Origin of the sequence: Gordonia sp. CPCC 205333, assembly GCF_048537885.1 — a bacterium.
GTDB lineage: Bacteria > Actinomycetota > Actinomycetes > Mycobacteriales > Mycobacteriaceae > Gordonia.
In genome coordinates this window covers 104,826-125,504 of sequence record NZ_JBCLVI010000001.1, presented here as the reverse complement: position 1 = coordinate 125,504, position 20,679 = coordinate 104,826, and the positions used below count along the sequence as shown (strand labels likewise).

The following is a 20,679-nucleotide window of genomic DNA, read 5'->3' as shown; positions in this document are numbered from 1 at the left end:
GATGGACGCGTGGCATCGCGCAACTCTTCCGACCCGCGAACGCCGGGGCCCCTTTCTGCCGACGACTGGCTGGCCGTTGGGTACCGCCTACTCGCCGAAGACGGCATCGCCGCACTCAAGATCGATCGACTGTGCGAGCGAGCCGGGGTGACCCGCGGCAGTTTCTACTGGCATTTCGCAACGATCGCGAGCTTCCGCACCGCACTGGTTGAGTCGTGGACAAGAGCGTTGACCGCCGAGCGCGACTTTGTCGACGGCATCGGCGATCTCGACCCGCGACCACGCCTGTCGACCATGATCGAATGGCTATTGGGCGATGAAAAGTGGCTGCTGGAGCGATCGATGCGGGAGTGGGCACGCCACGACGAGGCGCTGGCGGCGGCCGTCGGACGAGCTGACCTCCGCGTGTGGAAGGCGGTCGCCCGAGCCTTCGCCGATCACGGATTCGATGCCGAACAAGCATCGTTGCGTGCCGACCTGACATTCTCCGCAGGAATCGGATCGATGCACCTCGCCGGCACGAGCAGAATGCGTACCGCGAGCCGGCTGGACGAGCTACTGGATCTGTTGCTGCGACGAGACTGACGGACGGTCAGACCATCGACATCGGTGGCAATTTCTGACCGATCGCAAGTGTCCCGGCCAGCAGACGACTGGTGTCGAAATCGAATACCGCGTGGCCGGAGACTATGTCGACATCGCGTTTGCACCGCTGCAGCGGATTGTCGAGGAAATGCGCTCCCGCGCCTGCCGACTCCATCAGTTCCGTTATAAGCGAACGTGATTCGTGTACCACGCTGGCAGCGGTCATCCTCGCCTCGACACGCAACTGCAGGGGCACGGTCAACTCTGCATTCACGGCGTTGTCGATGGCGGTGGCGACATCGTCGACGAGCGCTCGCATCGCACGGAGCTGGGTCGTCGCCGCGCCTATCCGCATTTTGGCTGTTGGCTGATCCTTCTGCGCGACACCGGAATACGCGAGGACCCGCTCACTGACCCGCTGGGTGTAAAGCTCTACCACCCGCTCAGCGGTACCGAGGACCGGCATTGCCGCGGTCAACGCCAGCCCGGCGACCAGCGGCCAACGATAGGTCCCGACGTCGTGCAGCCGAGCGCCCGGCGCCGAACCTCGATAGAGGTCCAGAAGATCGACGGTACGGTGCATCGGCACCCAGACATCCTCAACGACAACATCATTGGACCCCGTGGCGCGCATGCCTGCGGTCTGCCAGACATCCTCGACCCGCACCTCGGCAATCGGCAAGACGACCATCTTCGGGACAATCGAATCACCCTCGTTGACAACCACATTCATGCCGACCCAGTTCGCATTCATCACTCCGGTCGCCCACGACCATCGGCCGGAGACACGAATACCGTCGCCGTCGACGACTCCGGTTCCGGTTGGCGCCAACGTGACCGGGGAATAGGACGGGCCGTCGGCGAAGAACTCGTCCTGCGCTTGCTCAGGGAACTGCGAGAACATCCATACATGCAATGCGTAAAACGACATCGTCCACGCCGACGATGTGCAACCGTGCGCGATACGTCGGGTCGGACCGAGCAATTCGGCAATCGAACCCTGTTCGCCGCCATAGCGTTTGGGCAGCAGCAGTCTGGTGAAGTTGCTCGCCTTAAGTTCGGCGACGGTGTCGTCGGGGAGCCGGCGAAGACGTTCCCCTTCGGGCGCTCGGTCGGCGAGTCGATCGATCAATGCGCCATCGACGAATGCAGTCGCACGGGTTTCTGTCTCGGTCATACTCCGACGCTAACATACTTTAAAGTATGGTCGATATGATTTCCGACTGCTAGTCCATCCAATGGTGTTGGCTTGATCGTGGAACCGGTCATAAGACAACCTTGGGAGTACGCATGTTGATCTTCAGCGAGCCATATGAAGCGACGAACGGAACCGTGGTGATCACGGTGACGCGTACCGGCTGGCGGTCCGGCGTCGAACACCCGGTCGGCGTCTATTCGGTCTCTTCGACCGGCACCCAATGGCTTCCCGCCGTCGACGCCAATCGGCACGCACTCGTTGGTGTCTGCACGGGTTTCGTCGCGGCTCTGCTCGGCACCATTGCGGTTGTACGACGCCCGCCGTGGCCAAATCTGACGCCCGAGGTGATGCGAGCGATTGCCGCGGCAAAAGCCGCCGAATCGCGCGACTGACTTGCCCCACAGTCGACTCACAGCGCGTATCGCCGATACCGCAAGAATGAGTTCCTATCGTTGGTGAAGTCAGAGAAGACGAGGAACATGAAATATTCTCTGTCGCAACGGAATTCACTATCAACAGGAGGCAATGATGCCACGTCCGAACAATACCCCCAACAACCGCGACCAGCCGCGCGGCGGAGCTCGCGGACAGCGCCGGCAGAATCGGCCGCGGCCGCGCCGGGGATTCCTGGGCTTCTTTGGTAGCTGAAGCCTCTTTCGGTACCGCCGACCGGTCGGGTGGTCGTCGCGAACACGCGGCGACCACCTGTCAGTCGATCGTCGGCTAGATAGTCAACAAATTCACTAGACTCACCACATGGCGTTACGACACGCGATTCTCGCGACCTTGCTCAACGAGGGCGCGGCATCGGGCTACGACCTTGCCAAGAGCTTCGACATCTCCATCGCGAAATTCTGGGTTGCGACGCCCCAACAGCTCTACCGAGAGCTGGACCGACTCGAATCCGAGGGCTGCGTCGAGGCTCGGGTGGTAACGCAGGAGAAGCGGCCAAACAAGCGACTCTTCACCCTGACCGAGGTCGGCCTCGCCACACTGGCGCAGTACACCACCACCACCCCGAAGCAGACAGCCATTCGCGATGATCTACTCGTGCAACTACAGGCGATCGACGCGGGTGATGGGTCGACAGTAGTGGCGAATGTCGAAGAGCGGTTACGCGGCTCGCAGGAGAAATTGGCGGGCTACCAGAAGCTGCGGGATCGAATTCTCAACGGCCGCAACGAGCCGGAGTTCTTCGGCGACGCGCCGCACGTCGGCCCCTACCTCACCTTGTTGCGAGGCATATCCTTCGAGGAGGAGAACATTCGCTGGTGTGAGATGACCATCTCGGTCCTGCGCAAGCGCGCGGCGGTCACTGATTCCGCCCCTGGCGAGTAGACGAATTCAACTTCCCTGAGATTTCCCCACACGGTACTCTTGGCGAGTCGCTCGAACGACCGAGCGCGCTCCACCCGCCACGGCACCGCTCGGGGCACCCATGTGAAAGACGAGCTCGATGTCACGGTCTGTGAGTGATTCCCTGTCATCGACTCCTTGGGCCACGCTGTTGCCCTGGCTCGAAGACTATCGCGATGGGCCACCACTACTGGCCGACGACGAACTCATCGTCAACGCATGGATTGATTCGACGCCGACACGGACCCTCACCGCCGCGAATACCGACACCTTCTGCTCACGGATCGCCGAACGCTTCCTCGCCGATCGGAGCGCGCAAACACTCGCGTCGGCTTTCCCCTTCTGCCGGACCGCGTCGCTACACGACGTCGACTTCTCAGGCGCCACCGTCAAAGCCTTGACACACAACGAGATTCGTGACACCTCGACGTTGACCGAGCACTCGGCTGATAGCCTGCTGACGTTGCCTCGGATCGGCCCCGCCGTGATAAATCAGGTGCTGACGACTTTGATCCGACTCAGCGCAGAGACGATCTCAGCACCAGCGGTTAACTCATCCGAGTCGATGACCGAGTTCGTCAATGATCTGACCGGTCGCGACAGACTGGTTCTGGTCGAGCGAATCCTGTCCGATCGCCCCCGAACCCAAACGGAGTTGGCCGCTCAAATCGGCAGCTCTCGCGAGCGCGTAACGCAACTGGACCGATCAATCCGACGAAAGTTGGAAGATCTTGTAGCACAGGATTATTCGTTGGATTTATTGCGGTCCGATATCTTGTCGCGGGCCCAGCCGCTGGTGGCGGTAGATGAGTTTTTGGCAAGCCACCCAACCGCGGCCCGACCTGTGCCAGCGCTCGATGTGGCGACGTGGCGTATCGTCTGCGCCGGAATATCAGGTATCACCGCCAGCGAAGGATGGATTCTGCGAGGCACCCTTCGGGAGGTAACCGCGCAGACGCATGCGATCGTGACCGCAGCGGCGACGCCGGAAGGAACCTCCCCGCTCTCTCAGGTCGCCATCGAATTGGGACTGCCCCTCTCTGATGCCGCAAAGTGGCTGCGGCGCACCGGATTCGCCATTCTGAGCGGCCATGCAATCTCCGCGTCAGCATCGACCGGCGATCTGGTGGCCGCGGTCCTGGGGATCGCGGATGCCGCACTTACCTTCGCCGACATCACCGCCGCGCTCGGCGAGTTCCCACGGGCCGACTCGAGTCTGCGCAACGCGCTGGTGGCCGACGATCGAATCATCAAGACCGACCGTAACCATTACGGACTGGCTCGCTGGGGCGTCGAAAGGTATGTCCCCGTCCATCGCCAGATCGGCGCCCTGCTCGACGCCGCGGGTGGTACGGCATCAATCGATGAAATCGCCAGTGCGATACGAGCCAAATACGCGGTGAGTGAGGCAAGTATCCGTGCGTACGCGAGTTCCGGCGAGTTCGAGACTCGTGGCCATTCGGTCACCAGGCGTGCCCGTCCGTACCGACCGCGTAAGTCTCCGACCAGCACTCGTGCCCTTTATCGCGACAACCACGTCGTGCATTGGCAAACCTCGATCACCGCAGCACACGTCAAGGGTGCGGCATTCAACATTCCGAGCGCACTGGCTGGGATCATCGGCGTCGGCCCCGGCTCGCCGGTCACCTTGGACTCGCCCCTCGGCCCTCAGCAGTTCACCTGGGCGTCGGTGCAAGCACGGTCCGGATCCATCAAACGCTTTGTCACCGAAATACCACTGGTACAGGGTGATCCTGTCTTCATCGACTTCGGACCGGGGACCTTTGACATCCGACTCGCTTCACCGATGAGCGACCGTTCGGTCGCCTCGCAAATACTCGCGCTGCTGGGGCGAACATCCAAAGACCTAGGTAGACGTGAACTGACTTCGGTCCTACGCGAAGCACTCTGGTTGCCGCCCGACGCCACCGTCGACGTCATCCTCAGCACTCTCGAACATCGCAAGGAGTCGGTTCTAGCGCAACTAGTTCGGGCCGCCGCCTCCTGACGAGGACGCTGCGGCGAGATGTAGACACGCACCCGACGCCACGCTGGCCAATGTGACCACGATCCGCGAGCGGACAGTCAGGTCGCCATCAAGTTCAATGCGTGCACCTGGTCGGTAGTCGCGGCTACCGGCAACTGCATTGGCCTCCGCTAATAGGCTTTCGGCCGTTTCGCCCGGTCGGAGTTCATTCGCCGTGACCGCCACGTCACCGGTCGGACGCAGCGCCGCGCCGCCATTCACGTCGAGAACGGTGAACTCGTCGCCGATACAGAAGAGCGGACATGGAGAGTCATGTGCGCCAAGGTATTCGGCAATATCTTCGAGAACTTCGTCAAATTGCGCTGGCGCCAGCACACAATCAACTCGCCCGTATGACATCGCGTCGACTTGGCGGCCGTCGCAGAGGTCGACCGGGACAATGACCGACCCCAGACAGACCAGCGCGTGCCACGCCAACACTGCATCGAGGCCATCGCACATGACCACCGCGACGCGGCTGCCACGGCTCACGCCGCATGCTCTGAGCTCATCGCACATACAGTCAACCGACTCCGCGAAGCGTTCGAAGTCGATGGCGGTATCGCCTATCTGCAGCGCTCGCGCCGACGGAAACTCATCTTGCGCAGCAGCGAGCGGCGAACCCGCGACACTCATGCCACCCTCCTAATCATCGCGAGAAGGCCCGATCCGGACGCTCGACTCGCTCGTCAATGGGTCGACGTTTTCAACGGCCACCCACGGAGAAGTTAGGTTAGCTTTGCTTCAGTTGTAAATAGGCCGACGGCGGGTGTCCGATTCTTTCGGGCATTAGACCAGGTCAGCGAGAATCCCGTTGCGACATCGTTATACGCGAGTACCTCCCGACACCAAGGTGACCCTTACCTCGTTGTTAGACTTTCCTTAGATTGCCGGATACGGTACAACCGCTACTCGGTTCCGACGGTGTCCGAACCGAGACTCCCCGCCGCGACAGTGCGGCTCCTGATTCACCCCACCTGGAGGAACTCGCTGAAGATGAGGCATCCGATTTCACGACTTTCCGGTCTCGCCGGATTCGCCGCCGCAGCGGTGGCCGCCACCGTACTCACGGGCACAGGTTCGGCCAGTGCCGACACCTTCGTCCGGCTACCCAACGGAACGGCCACGGGCGACGGCATCTCCCTGACTCGCACCAACGAAAGTGCGCGAGTCTCACCGTCATTGGCCGCGAATGGCGCATCACGCACCACCTGGGTAACCGGTACCGTCAAACTCCGGGCACCGAAACTCGAGTCGAGTAAGGCTGGACCCAGCAACGGTCCCGCGGGCGAGGGGGAGATCCCCGGTTCCAACGGAACGGCCACCAACGGTGCGGCCGCGACCCTGTCCACCGGGTACATCATCGGCTGTCAGGTCGATATTTCCGGACTCGCCGCTGGGTTGTCAGGCACCCTATCCACTACCGCGCCAAGCCTTTCCGGCACACTCACGGTGCCAATGGCAGCCGGCAGGGTGGTGTTCCTGCAGATCGAGGTCAAGGACATCGAAGGTCCCGGTACCTATTACATCGGCTATGACCACGCGCAGGTGAATATCCAGAACTGTGGTGGCTATGCACAGGCACGAGCCTTCACCACGGTGGAGACGACGGGCAATCCGCATCAGAAGATCAACCTGTACGGCAAACCCTTCTCAATCGGATGAGACAGTCCGACAAGCACTTTCACCCTGGCCGCACTAGCAACCGAAAGCTCAACGTGAACACATCGAATCGATTCAGCACTATTGTCAGGCGGGCGGCCATCAGTGGCGTCGTCGTGACCGCGGCAATCCCACTCGCCAATCTCGCAGTGGCTCAGGCCGATACCAATATTCACCTACCGTCGCAGACCTTGAGTCGGACGCTTCCGGACGGCACTCGGGTACTGATTAAGCGGTCCAACGAATCGGCACGGATCAATCCCTCGATGGGCTCGACTCCGCTGCACCGAAATGCATGGGTGTCGGGGCGCTACGACGTCACGGTGTCCGACAAATCCGCGAAATTCGGCATCGGCTCGGGATATATCGTGGCATGCCAACTCACCTTGGGTGGCAGCGCGAATGGCGGCACTACCGGCACCGCGTCGAATTACACCCCGGAGAATGCGACGGTCACGGCGCAGACCGGCGCCGGCGTAACTATCGGTCCCGGCCAAGCGGCGAACTATTTCATCAACGACATCGAGTATCAGGACCCCTTCGGGGCTCGCGCACATGAGAACGCGGTCAAATTCCGTGGCGGCAACGGCGCGGTGGTCTACCGCAACGAGACGATGATGATCAACGGCTGCGCTGGATACGCCCAAGCGCGAGCGTATGTGAAAGTTCGGGTGATCACCGACAAGGTCTCACAGTCGGTCTTCCTATACGGCAAGCCGTTCAGCCTCGGGTAGATACATCACGCGGCAACGGTGTCCCGGCACGGAGGCGTCAGTAGGCGGCGCTGACGTTATCCATTGAGCCGTAGTTGTGCGCGGCGTAGTTACATGCCGCGACAATGTTGCTGACTGGGTTCCAGATGTCGAACGCCGTGCCCTTGACGTGATACGCGGCAAATGTCGGGTCGATCACCTGCAGTAGCCCTTTGGACGGGATACCAGCGGCAGCATTCGAGTCATATAAGTTGATGGCGCGGGGATTGCCCGTCGACTCACGCATGATATTCCGGTGGATTCCGTCGTAGCTCGCGGGAATGTTGTTCTTACGCAACACCTCCAGCGACTCGCGGATCCAGCCGTCCAGGTTGTTCTCATATTTCGCGAGTTGCCTGCTCTGCGATGCCTCCTCGATGACCGGCCCTTTGAGCGCAGGCATCGCGGCGGCTACGCCGGTCGTGGCGGGAGCTGTCCGCGGCGCACCCGCCTGATGGGGCCGCTCGGCGTACGCCGGCTCGGTTGCTGCGACCGAGCCGACCGAAACACCCGCGGCCACCGCGAGTGTCACCGCACCCGCCACATAGCGGGAGTGCTTTCGAGGTACCCGAACACGGTGAAGCATAGTTGACACAACAGACATAGATGATTCCTAAAGATGTACGGTCCAAACGATTTTCAATTCGGGCCGAGCAGCGAGCAGCCAGGTACGACGGCGCGGTTAGACGCCACGACAGCATCGTCGCGGGATGGGATGAACTTTTGGCGGAGGGGTGCTGGCACCACCTCGACGCATGACGCAACCGTCCAATCGGGAGACGGCCCAGACGAGAATCGCTCAGGCGACCATAGTGAGGGCAGGTGCCCCATAAGCCGCGACGAAACCGCGGATTGCGCATGCGGGGAGAGTCCGCATAGCTACTCGACTTTCTGGTGGGGTTCGGGCTTTTGGCCCGTTTCCGGTCAGATAACAGATTGATATACATGGCTGAGAAAATCCAGTGGACTCTCCGCAATTCCCGGCGTTCACCACCCCGCGCCAGCCATCATCGGGTCGACAAATGTCTATTTGAACTGGGCTTATTCGATCGTTACCGGATTGTGGCCGGACTCACAATATTTGTTCTCCTTAGTGATACTCGACTGGTGAGCATGTAATCGCCTGTGGCGAATGAGGTTCGCCGTGACATTGTGGAGTTCGTACGACCGCCTGCGAAAGGTCCTACCGTGCATATTCTCGTCGCTCCCGACAAGTTCAAAGGCAGCCTTACCGCCGCCGACGTCGCTGCCCGGATAGCGCAAGGAGCGCGGAATGCCGACGCCACTACCACCGTGCTGCCACTCGCCGACGGCGGCGATGGCAGCGTCGAGACAGCAATAGCGGCCGGCTTTACCCGCGAGGGCGTAACGGTGGCCGCGGCACTCGGCAACGAACATGAGACCGCGATTGCCGTCGGAGCAGATACCGTCGTCGTGGAAGTCGCCAACACCTGCGGAATGTCCACATTGCCGCCCGGAGTGTTGGCGCCGCTGGACTCGTCCACGGTAGGACTGGGCCACGCGGTACGTAGCGCTATGCACCACCGGCCCCGACGACTCGTACTCGCGCTCGGCGGTAGCGCGAGTACCGACGCGGGAATCGGAATGCTCAGCGCCCTCGGATATACCTTCTGCGACGCCAACGGCGATGAGCTGATCCCCAGTGCGGCAGTTCTTTCCGAGATCGATCGGATCGACGTGAACCCGATGGCCGAATTGCATGACATCGAGATCGTCGTCGCGGGGGACGTGTTCAACCCACTAACGGGCCCGCGCGGCGCCGCGCGGGTCTACGGTCCACAGAAGGGTGCGGATCCGAATATCGTCGCCCGACTGGACGAGTCCCTCGCCCAGTTCGTAAATATATTGGTACGCAATGGCTTTAGCGATGCCGCGCGGATCGCGCGACTACCCGGGTCCGGGGCGGCCGGCGGCGTGGGATTCGCCGCCATGCTGCTCGGTGGCACGACGGTGTCCGGCGCTGACTTCTTCCTCGATCTGCTTGAGTTCGACAAGCATGCCTCACATGCTGATGTGGTGATCACCGGGGAGGGAAGTATCGACCGCCAAACCGAGCATGGAAAGCTACTCTCGGTGCTGACTCGGCGGTCCGCTCCGACTCCTGTAGTCGCCATCGCGGGGCGAAACCTGTTGGATCACAAGCACTGGACGCGAGCGGGCTTTAGGCGGATATACGCGCTCGACGAATGGACGGATGTCGACACCGCATCGGACCCGCTACTCACGGGGGACCTGTTGGAGCAGATCGCCGAACATGCCGTCCGACGTCTTCGCTAACTGCCGAACCTCAGCGACCCAGTAACCCCTTGGCCACATGTGTCACCTGGATCTCGTTGCTGCCGGCATAGATCATCAGCGACTTGGCATCTCGCGCAAGTTGTTCCACGCGATACTCCGCCATATACCCGTTGCCGCCGAATAACTGCACCGCGTCCATAGCCACCTCGGTCGCTATCTCGGACGAGTAGAGCTTCATCGCCGATGCCTCGGCGAGAGTCGGCAACTTTCCCGCCTTCATCCGTTCCAGCGCGTTGAACACCATGTTCTGGACGTTGATTCGGGCGATCTCCATCCGGGCGAGTTTCAGCTGGATTAGCTGAAACCGTCCAATTTCCTGTCCCCACAGCGTCCGGGTGTTGGCATAGTCCAGACACAGTCGGTGACATTCGTTGATGATGCCCAATGCGAGAATTGTGCAACCGATCCGTTCCGTGGTGAAAGCACCACGCGCACTATCTCTTCCATCACCGCCCTGGTGTTCCTCTGTCTCGCCGAGCAGTCGATCCCTACTCACACGGACATCGGCGAAAAACAATTCACCGGTCGGCGACGAATGCATGCCCATCTTCTTGAACGGCTTTCCCTGGGTAAGTCCAGGCATACCGGCATCGAGCACAAATGTCAGCACCTTGCGATCACGTTTGTCCACTGCCGCGCCGTCATCGAGCTTGGCGTAGACCACGATCACGTCCGCGAACGGGCCGTTGGTGATAAACGTCTTCTGCCCGTTGAGAATATAGTCGTCCCCGTCGCGCCGGACATATGTCTTCATCCCGCCGAACGCATCTGACCCGGAGTCCGGCTCGGTGATCGCCCACGAGGCAACCTTGTTGAGGCGCAAGATATCTGGCACCCAACGCTCCTGCTGCGCGAGCGTGCCGCGCGAGAGGATCGTGGCCGCGCCCAAGCCGAGGCTCACACCAACGGCGGCGACCATCCCTAACGAGACACCTGCGAGTTCGCTCACCACCAGTGCCGCCACCGATACCTGAGCCAGCATCGGGTCCTCACCCGAGGTCTTCGTGTCGCGACTCTTCTCCGCTGGTGCCTCACCCACGTCTAGCGCCTGCTGCTTCGCACGCTTGCGGGCCAGCGCTTTGTCAATCGCTTCACCAGCGAGTACATCAATGCCGAACTGTGCCCATAGCTTTCGCAGAATGTCGTACGGCGGTAGGTCACCGTGTTCCAAGTCGTCGAGATTGGGGCGGATTTCTTTGTCGATGAACTCGCGAACGGCGTCGCGCATCATCAGATCGGTATCAGACCATTCGAACATCGTTGTCGCTCCAGGGTTTTAAGAGAGTCGGGCGGCTATGTCGTCGATCTGCCAGGGACCTTCGGTCTCGATGGTTCGCACGTCATGCCAGCCCGCCAGTTCAGAGATCGCGCCGCCTTGCACAGCGAAGACCTTGCCGGTGATCGCACAATCATCGGATACGAGATGCGCGACCAAAGGTGAGATATTGGCCGGGCTGAACGCGTCGAAATCGCCTTCGTTCAGGGTGGCGTGTTCGGCAGCGATGACTTCACCCATCCCCGGAGTCGCAAGCGTCAATCGAGTGCGCGCGATCGGAGCGATCGCGTTGACCCGCACCCCATATCGGCCGAGTTCCTCCGCCGCGACCTGGGTCAGAGCAGCGATTCCCGCCTTGGCTGCGCCGTAATTGGCCTGGCCCGCATTGGGCAGCGTGGTGCCCGACGCCGAGGCAGTGTTCACTACCGCGGCCGTTGGCTGGTTGCCGGCCTTGGATTGTGTCTTCCAGTACTCCGCCGCGTGCCGGAGCACATTGAAATGTCCTTTGAGATGAACGGCGATCACGGCGTCCCACTCACCTTCGGACAGCGTCGCGATGAAGCCGTCCCGCAGAATGCCGGCATTGTTCGCGACGATGTCGAGTGAACCGTATTCAGAAATCGCCCGCTCGACGAGGCTCCGCGCTCCATCGAAGGTTGCGACGTTGTCCGTGTTGGCGACCGCGCGGCCCCCTGCCGCGACGATTTCGTCGGCGACCTCCTGCGCGGGGATGGAATCGGCCCCTTCACCCGAGTTGGTTCCGCCGAGATCGTTGACGACTACCGCGGCGCCCTCAGCGGCGAATAGCAGCGAATGCTCGCGGCCAATCCCCCGCCCCGCACCCGTAACGATGGCTACTTTGCCATCTAGTACTCCCATGAAATGTCCTTTCGATTGTCGAGTGGTCAGTCCGCGATATCGGCGATGCCGTCGGACAGCACGACGACATCTCCGTCCGGCCCGGACCGAACGGTCTCGAATCCATATGTGGTGACACCGTTTTCAGAACTGAGCTGCCAGATCCGGGTTTTCAGATCATCGCCCGGGAAGACCAGTGCGGCGAAGCGCACCGCGAGTCGTCGAATACGCGCGACGTCGGAATTGGCGGTCTCAGTCAGTACCGCCCAGGACGCGAATGCCATCGTGCACAGTCCGTGCGCGATGATCCCTGGCAGACCTGCGCCCTTGGCGACTTCGTCATCGAGGTGCAGCGGAACTGGATCACCGGAAGCCGGTGCGTAGCGGTAGGTTTGATCATCGTCCACGTGCTGTTCGACGACGGCCAGCGGAGTGGTGGCTCGGATAGCCTCGTCTACGCGGTGTTCGGGCGCCTGCTCGCCGACGGTCCGCCGCGCATCGACATTCCGGAAATATGCGGTCAGGTACTGCTCGTTGACCAGTTCCCCTGTCTCCGAACGGCATTCGATATTGACGGTTATCGTGCTGCCTTTGGGCTTGCCGGTGAATCCCACCGCGCGCGCCCGAGAGACCAGCGTCTCACCCGGCTTGATCGGCCGATGAAATCGAAAGTCCTGCTCGCCGTGGACAACTCGACCGAAGATCTCGATCGGGGCAACATCGATCACCGGCGTGAGCATCGAATCGAAGACTGGCACGATGGCGAATACCGGCGGGGCGACCAAACCCTCACGATGTACCTCGATCGGGTCATTGGTAGCTATCGCGTACTCGGCGATTCGTTCACCGGTGACGTCAAAGCGCTCCTCGTCACTCCAGACGCCGAGGCCCGCTTCGTCGAATTCGACGCTGTTGTCGAGAGTCGTCATGCCAGGGCCAAAGCCTCTAATGCGTTGAGCGACTTCTCCAATTGGTTGCGGCCGTCCTTCTCCACCGCCTTGCCCAGTGCTCCCTTGATCAGCGAACCCTCGAAGTCACCGGACACCGTAACCTCACTTCCGCCGTCCACCGGCTTGAGTGTGAAGGTGAATTCGACTTTGACGCCTGCCATTCCGGTTCCGGTCAGTGTCATCGACGTCGGCGCGTCTACCGCGGCTACCACCCACTCGATCTTGTTTGCCATGCCGAGCATTACGATCTTCGCGGTCAACTCGGCACCGGCCTCAAGGGTGGCGGGCGGCTCTTCCATCCAGCGCTCGTGGATGGAAAACCAGTCGCTCCACGTTCCCGGATTGGAGATGGTCGCCCACAGCGCGGCAGGCGGTGCGTCGACGGTTTTGGTGGATTCGATATGTCCCATGATGATTCTCCTTTGAATGCGTTGAGCGGGAGGGGATTTAGCGTTCGGCGCGTTGGTACGCGGTGACGACGGCCGCGCCGCCCAGGCCGATGTTGTGCGCGAGGGCCGCGGACACGTCGTCGACCTGTCGCTTGTCGGCATCGCCGCGCAATTGCCAGGTGAGTTCCGCGCACTGCGCCAGACCGGTCGCGCCGAGCGGATGTCCCTTCGAGATGAGCCCACCGGACGGATTGACTACCCATCGACCTCCGTAGGTCGTCTGACCATCGTCGATAAGGCGCCCGGCGTCACCCTCATCGCACAGTCCAAGTGCCTCGTAGAGGAGTAACTCATTGGCAGAGAAGCAATCGTGCAGCTCAATGACCTGGAAGTCCTCCGGTCCCAGGCCGGATTGGTCGTACACACTGCGGGCAGCTTTGACGTTCATGTCATGTCCGACAATGCTTTTGCAGGTTCCGTCGAAGGTCGACCGGAAGTCGGTCGTCATTTCTTGCCCGACGATTTCGACTGCTCGGCTCGCGAGACCGTGCGCGTCGACGAATGCCTCGCTGGCTAGGATCGCGGCGCCGGAGCCGTCCGACGTCGGCGAGCACTGGAGTTTGGTCAGTGGGTCATAGATCATTCGTGACCCCTGGATTTCATCCATCGAGTAGCTGTCCTGGAACTGCGCGTATGGATTGTTCACCGAGTGACTATGGTTTTTCAGCCCGATCTTGGCGAAATGCTCCGCGGTAGTGCCGAATTCCCTCATGTGTTCGCGTCCCGCAGCTCCGAACATCCACGGAGCGGGCGGAAAGAGCACCTCGGAGATCTCCGCAAGCGCCTGTAGATGGTTGGCAAGAGGTTGTTCGCGATCGTCGTAACTGGAACCCAGCGAGCCGGGTTGCATCTTTTCGAATCCGAGGGCCAGCGTGCATTCGGCCAGACCGCCGCGGATTGCCTGCGCGGCCAGATACAACGCGGTCGACCCGGTGGAGCAGTTGTTGTTCACGTTGATCACCGGAATGCCCGTCATCCCCAGTTCGTAGACAGCGCGCTGCCCCGAGGTCGACTCCCCGTATACGTACCCGACATACGCCTGTTGAATCACGTCGTAAGACAGGCCCGCGTCAGCCAGCGCCTTGGTTCCGGATTCGCGCGCCATATCCGGGTAATCCCACGGACTGCCGTCGTCGTTGCTCCGTCGGCCCGGCTTTTCGAACTTGGTCATCCCGACGCCGACCACATACACCTTGTTCATCAACGTCCTCCTGGATTCGACGAGGTCTTCGCGAGTCTCGCGACTGCCAGAAACATACATACATGTGTGCATGTATGTCAGTGAGGTATATCACATTATCTCCGGCGGTCGCACGCACTCATGCCATCGACGCCGAGGTGGGCGACTACGGTACAAGGCATGCCAGTACGGACCCGGACCACATGAGATTGCCGCGCGCGGCGACCGCTCCTGCCCGGCGCACGCAGGAACAACGCTCTGCCGAGACCCGGACGCGGCTACTCGATGCGACGATCGACTGCCTCGTCACCTACGGATATGCGGGCGCGACGACGCCGCGCATCGCCGCCCAAGCCGGTGTCACGCGTGGCGCGCAAGTACATCATTTCGGATCGCGTCAGGATCTGATGGTCGCCGCCATCAGCCATCTCGCCCAACGACGGGTACAAACAGCGATCGGCGAATTGGGGCGCCTGACGTTGGGCGACGATCCGATCGGAATCTTGTTCGATCTGCTTTGGGAATTTCACCAAGGGCCGCTGGCGATAGCGGTGATGGAATTATGGATGGCCGGCCGGACCGATGCGCACCTCGCCGCCGAGATGCGGCGCGTCGAACCGGTCGTCAACGACGCCCTATTCGAAGCGATCGCCCGCACGGTGCCTGACGAGCTGAGACGCGAGGAGGCACGGCAATTCGTGTACACCGCGATGGATGCCTTGCGCGGGATTCAAGTGGCCAACTACATCTCCGACGACCCCGAGCGAGCTCGACGCCGGTGGCAGCGAGCGTGTGCACAACTACGGTTGGGTGCCGGCGAGTTCCTCGACGAGTGAAAGTTATTTACGCACAATAGCTCTCATGCCTAGGCAACAACTACCGATCAACTTCGATCCGTGCCGGTATGTACTTGTGCCACGGAGAGCCGAAGAACTTGTCGCGGCGAGCCGCTGAGGTCAGCGTGTTGAGGGGGACACCAACGGTCTCCACACCATCATCGGTCGGGTAGGTCACGCCCATTCCGTTGGGTAGCGAGATATGCCCGGCTTGCATCATGTCACTGACCTCGACGGTGGTCTGGGCAGCGCCAGCTTCGGTCACGACTCGAACCGATGCACCAGTCTCGATACCCAAAGTCGCGGCGTCATCGGGATTGATCCGTAGCGCCCCGGCCGCATCACGCCTGCGCCACTGCGGGTTTCGGATGATGACGTTGGCCGTGAAGGCACGACGTTCACCAGCGGACAAAATGAACGGGTACTCGGCCGGTAGGCGCGGCGGCTCGGAGTCACGCAAGCGCGCGAACTCATGGAGTAATTCGGGAATCTCCAGATGGATACGTCGGTCATCGTGCTGAACGTATCCCCACGCGTCGCTGTACCGATCGTCGGTGAACTGAACACCGGAGTAGGTCGATCGAATCGCCTCGAAAAGAGCCTCACCCCTCGCAAAACCATTGCCGCCGAAGCCCGCACGGGCAACAGCGTCCGGCTGCGCGATCGCGGCCAACTGCGCCATGCCCCAGATCAGTGCAAGCGCTTGCTCCCCGTCGTCGAATGTCTCGCCGAGGGTGCGGTACAGCAGATAGGGCACCAGACCGGCCAGGTCCGGCCGCGCCTCGATGGTGCTGAAGAATGCCAGTGCGAATGCGGAGCGACCGCAGCGGGCGGCGGAGACGAGATCGCCGATCACCGAAGTGTCCAAGACTCCGAGACGATCGATGATCTGGGCATAGATCCACGGTTCGTCACGAGTCCCCACTAGCGGAGCGACAAGTGGCCGCCGAACCTGAAATGCGTTGTGTGGGAAGTGGAGAGTGAACAGCGACGCCTCATGTTTTTCGAACTGGCTGGCAGCCGGCAGTACGTAGTCAGCGTGACGGGCGGTCTCGGTCATCGCCACGTCGATAACCACCGTCAAGTCGAGGGCACGCATCGCGTCACGAAAACGTGCCGACTCGGCCAGTGAATGTGCGGGATTGGACGCGTCGATCCACATCGCGCGCAGTCGGTCCGGGTGGTCGGTGAGGATTTCGTCGGCGATGGCGTTGCACGGGGTCAGGCCGTATTGAATGCGAGCCCCACCAACCGGTGTGACACCATCCTCGTCCGGTCGCCCGATCGAATCGGCGATACGTCGCGCCGTGTCTACCGCAACCGCGTCGAAGAAGGCATCCAGGCCGATAGTCGCAACCCTGTCGGTGAGCGATCCGAACGTGGATGACTTTGCCGCAGAGGCGATTCCGCGTCGAATCAGTGCCGAACCATTGCTCATCGCGAACTGACCGACAGCCTTGCGCGCTCGACGCGCCCGAATCGGCTTGGCAGACGGAACGGGATGCCATCGACCAGTGATCGGCACCATCCATGAATGGATATGTACCCCACCGGGTTTGCCAAAGTTGCCGGTGAGCATCCACATCATCTTGTTGAGATATGCGACCAGCGTGCTGTTGGGTGACTGTTGCACGCCGAGATCTTCATAGGTTGCGGCGCTCTTCGCGCCGGCGATCCGGCGGGCGACTGTGCGGAGAAGTTCTTCATCGACGCCACAACGTCGGGCGTGGGTTGGGATGTCAACGAGCCGTAGGTGACGCAGCACCTCGTCACTACCGGTGGTGCGCTCGGTCAGAAATATCTTGTCGTACAAGTCTTCCTGCACGAGGGTCGCCACTATCGCCGACACGCACCAGACATCGGTCCCTGGGCGGATCTGCAAATGGAAGTCTGCGATGTCAGCGGTCTCCGACCGACGCGGGTCGATGACGACTATCGCGCGATCAGGATCTCGTGAAATCTCGCGGAGAACCGGCCGGGCGCGAGCAACGCCATGTGACTGCCACGGATTCTTTCCGATGAAGATAGCCACTTCGGTGTTCTCAAAGTCACCGCTGGTGTGGTTTCCGTAGAGCTGTTGATCCACCCACGCCTCGCCGGTTTTCTCCTGCGCCAACGCGTTTGACATATAGCGAGCGCCGACCGCGGCGAATAGGGAGCGACCGTAAGCTCCACCGAGGTGATTGCCCTGTCCGCCGCCGCCGTAGAAGAAGATCGACTCGCCACCATGCTCGTCCTTCACCTGCCGTAGGCGGTCCGCAATCTCGTCAAGTGCTGTGTCCCAATCGATTTCCTCATACTCGCCGGTGGCGGTGCGGCGCATCGGCGAGGTGAGGCGATGCGGTCCGTTCTGGTAGTAGTCGAGCCGCAGCGGCTTCTCGCAGGTGTAGCCAGCCGAACCGGGATGCTCTTTGTCGCCCCGAATCTTCTTCAGTTGACGGTCATCGAGGAGCACCTCGAGGCCGCAATTACATTCGCAGAGAATGCAAGCCGTTTTGAGCCAGTCACCTTCGGGGCTACGCGTCGACTCTTTCGGGGTGGGCATCGCGTTCTCCTCAATGTCGCCGGTGGGCTCAGCGACCGGTAAAGACGGCGTCGCGGCGTTCGATGAAGGACTGGACGCCTTCCGCCGCGTCTGCGGTGGCGAATAGCCCCGCGACCTTCGAGCGCAACTCAGCGGCCACCGGGACACCTTGCGACAGTCCGTCCTGCGCTGCTTCGAGCGTGGCCCGAACTCCCAGTGGCGCAGCACTATTCGCGATCTCTCTGGCGATGGCAACCGCGCGCTCGCGGGCGGTTGTCGCATCGTCGGCGACCTCCTGAACAAGGCCCAGCCGCAACGCTTCGGCGGCGTCGAATTCCGCACCGGTCAACATCCAGCGCATGGCATTGCCCCAGCCGGCTTCCCGGGGGAATCTCAACGTCGCACCGCCGAAGGGGAAGATTCCGCGACGTACTTCGTATTGAGTGAAGCGCGCGTCAGCGGCCGCGACGCGGATGTCGGCAGCGAGGAGTAGTTCGATGCCCAATGTCATCACCCATCCCTGGGCAGCTGCGACTAGCGGCGTGGCCCAGGGGCCGTCGAGACGCCAGGGGTCCCGACTGTTCTCCGGAATCGACATCGAGTTGGCCGCAATATCGCCGACGACGTCGGCGAGGTCGAGGCCACCGGTGAAATGGTCACCGTGCGCGAAGAGAACTCCGCTGCGAATCTCGTCGTCGCTCTCCAGGACGCCATACGCTTCGGCAAGCTCACCGAGCATCTGCCGATCGAAAGCGTTTCGCTTGGCCGGCCGGTTCAGACCGATGAGCAGAACATGTCCGTCGCGCTCGAGCGTTATTGTCTCACCCACGGATAACCTCCTGAGTTCGGAATCAAGACTCACTCGGACCCTAGCTGCCCAACCGGTGCTTCCACAAGTGCGTCTGCAAAACAGACTGATATTCTGGCCAGGTGAAACGCGAATCTTTCGAACGCTGGCCATGCTCGGTCGCACGTACCGTCGGCCTGGTCGGCGACGGTTGGACACTCCTGATTCTGCGTGAGCTCTTTTACGGCGAAACTCGGTTCGACGGGTTGGTGACGACCCTAGGCATCGCTCGATCAACCCTGACCGACCGGCTACGGACCCTGGCCGACAGCGGCATCGTCTCGCGGGAGATCTATCAGACCGATCCGATTCGTCACGAATATCTGCTCACCGAGAAGGGTAGCGACCTCTTCGGCGTCGTCGCCGCCATAAATTCGTGGGGTGATCGCTGGATGAGCGGCGATCAGGGTGCCCCAATGATCTTGCACCACAACAGCTGCGGTCACGATCTCGAGGCCGCGGTGGTCTGCCGGGAATGCGGCGACGAGGTCCGTCACCGTGACATCAGTGTGCGGGTCGGGCCCGGCTTTCCCGAGGTACTGATGAAGCTACCGGCTTTTGTGAGACGGTTCGGGAAACCTGAGAAGTGAAACCTGGTGGAGCCGCTATTTATGAATAGCCCCCAGAGCACCTGAAGGACTTTCAAGACTCTCCGTAGAATCCGCTGAGAATCGACAAGCAGCGACCTGCTGCACAGATGTCGCGGGTAGCGTGGCGAAAAACATGTGCGTGGAGAAAGTTGACGATCATTCCGAGTATACGGGCGATATCTGGCAAACTGGCTAGATCCAAGAAAACGTCGATACCACTGTCCGCAACCGGATTTCTCGCGATATTCTTGGGAACCTTAATCGTCGGCAGTGGGGCCTATTTGATCTTCCCCACGCCAGAACAGAAGCCAGCCGAACCTGATCCTCGGCCACCGGCTGAACACATTGACTCGGCAGCCGAGTCCATATCGTCGGCCAAGATGCTCTTGCAATTGATGTCGAGTGCGGTTAACGGCGCCACTGGGAGCATCACGACTGTTACCGGCGGTGCTCGTGATTTGTTCGATGCCGTCGATACCGCGACCAGCGCGTCGAATGAGCTGGTGATGTCGTTGCAAAACGCGCCGAACCTATCAGGAGCGGCGAAGCAGATCAATGACGGTTCACTCGCGATTTCCGGTGCGCTCACCCAGGCCAAGTCATTGTCCGCGTCGGTAAAGCAGCTCGATTCATTGGTGACCCCGCTGATCGACTACTTGGCAACTGCGCAGACGCCGGGCTCCAAAGATGCTCTGCAGCGTCTTCGGACCTTGCAACAATCTAGCCGCGCGATCGCCTCGCAATTGGCGTCACTAGGTCAGCTCCAAACTGAACTCGGAACGATGCGCGGCGCTCTGAACCGATCAGCGGGCAGTGCGGACGCCGCCATCTCGCAAGCTAGAACAGCAGCCCGACAGTTGCGGTCAGGCTTGACGAAACTGTCGTCGGCCAGGGCCGATACCTTGTCAGCCGCCAAAAAGGTCAACTCCGGCGTGAAGCAATTGGACGGAACCCTGAGCTCCATCACCAGCAGTTTGGACAGTGCTCAGGCCAATCTGGCGCCGCCCGATGAGGAGAGCGGCCCTACGACGCCAGCCGAACAATCGGCGGCCCCCTCGTCGGCAACGGTCGCCGAGCATGTCAGTTGGTCCGTCATCACCGGAGCAATGTTCGGTGTCCTCCTGCTGATCGGGCTCGCCGCCGTCAACTCGTGGCGGCGGCGTCCCGACCGGAACGAAGACGGACGCGACGAAGATTCTCATAACGACGACTCGTCGCATGAAGAAGTCGACTCCGACAAATTCGAACTGGTGTGATCAGTTACTCAACGG

20 protein-coding genes are annotated in these 20,679 nt (G+C 61.2%); 10 read left to right on the top strand and 10 right to left on the bottom strand.

The annotated features are described in order from the left end of the window. Positions 1-9 precede the first annotated feature (9 nt). Positions 10-585, top strand: a complete 576-nt coding sequence (locus tag AAFP29_RS00615; protein ID WP_419215362.1) for a TetR/AcrR family transcriptional regulator — start codon at positions 10-12, stop codon at positions 583-585. A gap of 7 nt (positions 586-592) precedes the next feature. Here AAFP29_RS00615 and AAFP29_RS00610 read toward each other — a convergent pair whose 3' ends face one another. Beyond that, positions 593-1,762, bottom strand: a complete 1,170-nt coding sequence (locus tag AAFP29_RS00610) for an acyl-CoA dehydrogenase family protein (protein WP_419215361.1) — start codon at positions 1,760-1,762, stop codon at positions 593-595. Between the two features lie 113 nt (positions 1,763-1,875). On the opposite strand from AAFP29_RS00610, the gene AAFP29_RS00605 reads away from it, so the two are divergent. From AAFP29_RS00605 to AAFP29_RS00595, 3 genes are all read left to right on the top strand, one after another. Then, on the top strand, positions 1,876-2,175 hold the full coding sequence (locus AAFP29_RS00605) for a hypothetical protein (RefSeq protein ID WP_419215360.1): 300 nt from the start codon (positions 1,876-1,878) through the stop codon (positions 2,173-2,175). A gap of 364 nt (positions 2,176-2,539) precedes the next feature. Further along, positions 2,540-3,121: a PadR family transcriptional regulator gene (locus AAFP29_RS00600; protein ID WP_419215359.1), complete on the top strand. Its 582-nt coding sequence runs from the start codon at positions 2,540-2,542 to the stop codon at positions 3,119-3,121. Positions 3,122-3,251: 130 nt separating this feature from the next. Next, positions 3,252-5,147: a sigma factor-like helix-turn-helix DNA-binding protein gene (locus AAFP29_RS00595; RefSeq protein ID WP_419215358.1), complete on the top strand. Its 1,896-nt coding sequence runs from the start codon at positions 3,252-3,254 to the stop codon at positions 5,145-5,147. Here AAFP29_RS00595 and AAFP29_RS00590 read toward each other — a convergent pair. Further along, complete coding sequence (locus AAFP29_RS00590) at positions 5,124-5,801, bottom strand: hypothetical protein (protein ID WP_419215357.1); 678 nt, start codon at positions 5,799-5,801, stop codon at positions 5,124-5,126. The genes AAFP29_RS00595 and AAFP29_RS00590 overlap by 24 nt on opposite strands. 360 nt (positions 5,802-6,161) lie before the next feature. On the opposite strand from AAFP29_RS00590, the gene AAFP29_RS00585 reads away from it, so the two are divergent. Together AAFP29_RS00585 and AAFP29_RS00580 are read left to right on the top strand one after the other, a co-directional pair. Beyond that, positions 6,162-6,830, top strand: coding sequence for an MspA family porin (locus AAFP29_RS00585; RefSeq protein WP_419215356.1), 669 nt, complete (start codon positions 6,162-6,164; stop codon positions 6,828-6,830). Between the two features lie 113 nt (positions 6,831-6,943). Continuing rightward, the gene (locus AAFP29_RS00580; protein WP_419215355.1) at positions 6,944-7,561 is read left to right on the top strand and encodes an MspA family porin; all 618 of its coding nucleotides are present in this window, start codon (positions 6,944-6,946) and stop codon (positions 7,559-7,561) included. 37 nt (positions 7,562-7,598) lie between these two features. Here AAFP29_RS00580 and AAFP29_RS00575 read toward each other — a convergent pair whose 3' ends face one another. Then, the gene (locus AAFP29_RS00575; RefSeq protein WP_419215354.1) at positions 7,599-8,183 is read right to left on the bottom strand and encodes a transglycosylase SLT domain-containing protein; all 585 of its coding nucleotides are present in this window, start codon (positions 8,181-8,183) and stop codon (positions 7,599-7,601) included. Between the two features lie 584 nt (positions 8,184-8,767). Between AAFP29_RS00575 and AAFP29_RS00570 the strand changes: the two genes are divergently transcribed. After that, positions 8,768-9,877: a glycerate kinase gene (locus tag AAFP29_RS00570; protein ID WP_419215353.1), complete on the top strand. Its 1,110-nt coding sequence runs from the start codon at positions 8,768-8,770 to the stop codon at positions 9,875-9,877. Positions 9,878-9,887: 10 nt separating this feature from the next. Here AAFP29_RS00570 and AAFP29_RS00565 read toward each other — a convergent pair whose 3' ends face one another. From AAFP29_RS00565 to AAFP29_RS00545, 5 genes are read right to left on the bottom strand one after another with little or no spacing between them, the layout of a single operon-like run. After that, the gene (locus tag AAFP29_RS00565) at positions 9,888-11,156 is read right to left on the bottom strand and encodes an acyl-CoA dehydrogenase family protein (protein WP_419215352.1); all 1,269 of its coding nucleotides are present in this window, start codon (positions 11,154-11,156) and stop codon (positions 9,888-9,890) included. 18 nt (positions 11,157-11,174) lie between these two features. Beyond that, the gene (locus AAFP29_RS00560; protein ID WP_419215351.1) at positions 11,175-12,053 is read right to left on the bottom strand and encodes an SDR family oxidoreductase; all 879 of its coding nucleotides are present in this window, start codon (positions 12,051-12,053) and stop codon (positions 11,175-11,177) included. 26 nt (positions 12,054-12,079) lie between these two features. Beyond that, positions 12,080-12,961, bottom strand: a complete 882-nt coding sequence (locus AAFP29_RS00555; protein ID WP_419215350.1) for a MaoC/PaaZ C-terminal domain-containing protein — start codon at positions 12,959-12,961, stop codon at positions 12,080-12,082. Next, positions 12,958-13,392, bottom strand: a complete 435-nt coding sequence (locus AAFP29_RS00550; protein ID WP_419215349.1) for an SRPBCC family protein — start codon at positions 13,390-13,392, stop codon at positions 12,958-12,960. The genes AAFP29_RS00555 and AAFP29_RS00550 overlap by 4 nt, the downstream gene beginning before the upstream one ends. 37 nt (positions 13,393-13,429) lie before the next feature. Beyond that, positions 13,430-14,635 carry a lipid-transfer protein gene (locus AAFP29_RS00545; RefSeq protein WP_419216311.1) on the bottom strand — a complete coding sequence of 402 codons (1,206 nt, stop codon included), beginning with the start codon at positions 14,633-14,635 and terminating at the stop codon, positions 13,430-13,432. Positions 14,636-14,814: 179 nt separating this feature from the next. Between AAFP29_RS00545 and AAFP29_RS00540 the strand changes: the two genes are divergently transcribed. Beyond that, positions 14,815-15,447 carry a TetR/AcrR family transcriptional regulator gene (locus tag AAFP29_RS00540; RefSeq protein WP_419215348.1) on the top strand — a complete coding sequence of 211 codons (633 nt, stop codon included), beginning with the start codon at positions 14,815-14,817 and terminating at the stop codon, positions 15,445-15,447. 40 nt (positions 15,448-15,487) lie between these two features. Here AAFP29_RS00540 and AAFP29_RS00535 read toward each other — a convergent pair whose 3' ends face one another. Together AAFP29_RS00535 and AAFP29_RS00530 are read right to left on the bottom strand one after the other, a co-directional pair. After that, positions 15,488-17,992, bottom strand: coding sequence for a molybdopterin-dependent oxidoreductase (locus AAFP29_RS00535; RefSeq protein ID WP_419215347.1), 2,505 nt, complete (start codon positions 17,990-17,992; stop codon positions 15,488-15,490). 28 nt (positions 17,993-18,020) lie between these two features. Then, complete coding sequence (locus AAFP29_RS00530; protein WP_419215346.1) at positions 18,021-18,800, bottom strand: crotonase/enoyl-CoA hydratase family protein; 780 nt, start codon at positions 18,798-18,800, stop codon at positions 18,021-18,023. Between the two features lie 101 nt (positions 18,801-18,901). Between AAFP29_RS00530 and AAFP29_RS00525 the strand changes: the two genes are divergently transcribed. Both AAFP29_RS00525 and AAFP29_RS00520 read left to right on the top strand, forming a co-directional pair. Beyond that, a complete protein-coding gene (locus tag AAFP29_RS00525; RefSeq protein ID WP_419215345.1) occupies positions 18,902-19,408 on the top strand; it encodes a winged helix-turn-helix transcriptional regulator in 507 nt (168 codons plus the stop codon). Between the two features lie 380 nt (positions 19,409-19,788). Next, complete coding sequence (locus AAFP29_RS00520) at positions 19,789-20,664, top strand: hypothetical protein (RefSeq protein WP_419215344.1); 876 nt, start codon at positions 19,789-19,791, stop codon at positions 20,662-20,664. Positions 20,665-20,679: the final 15 nt, after the last annotated feature.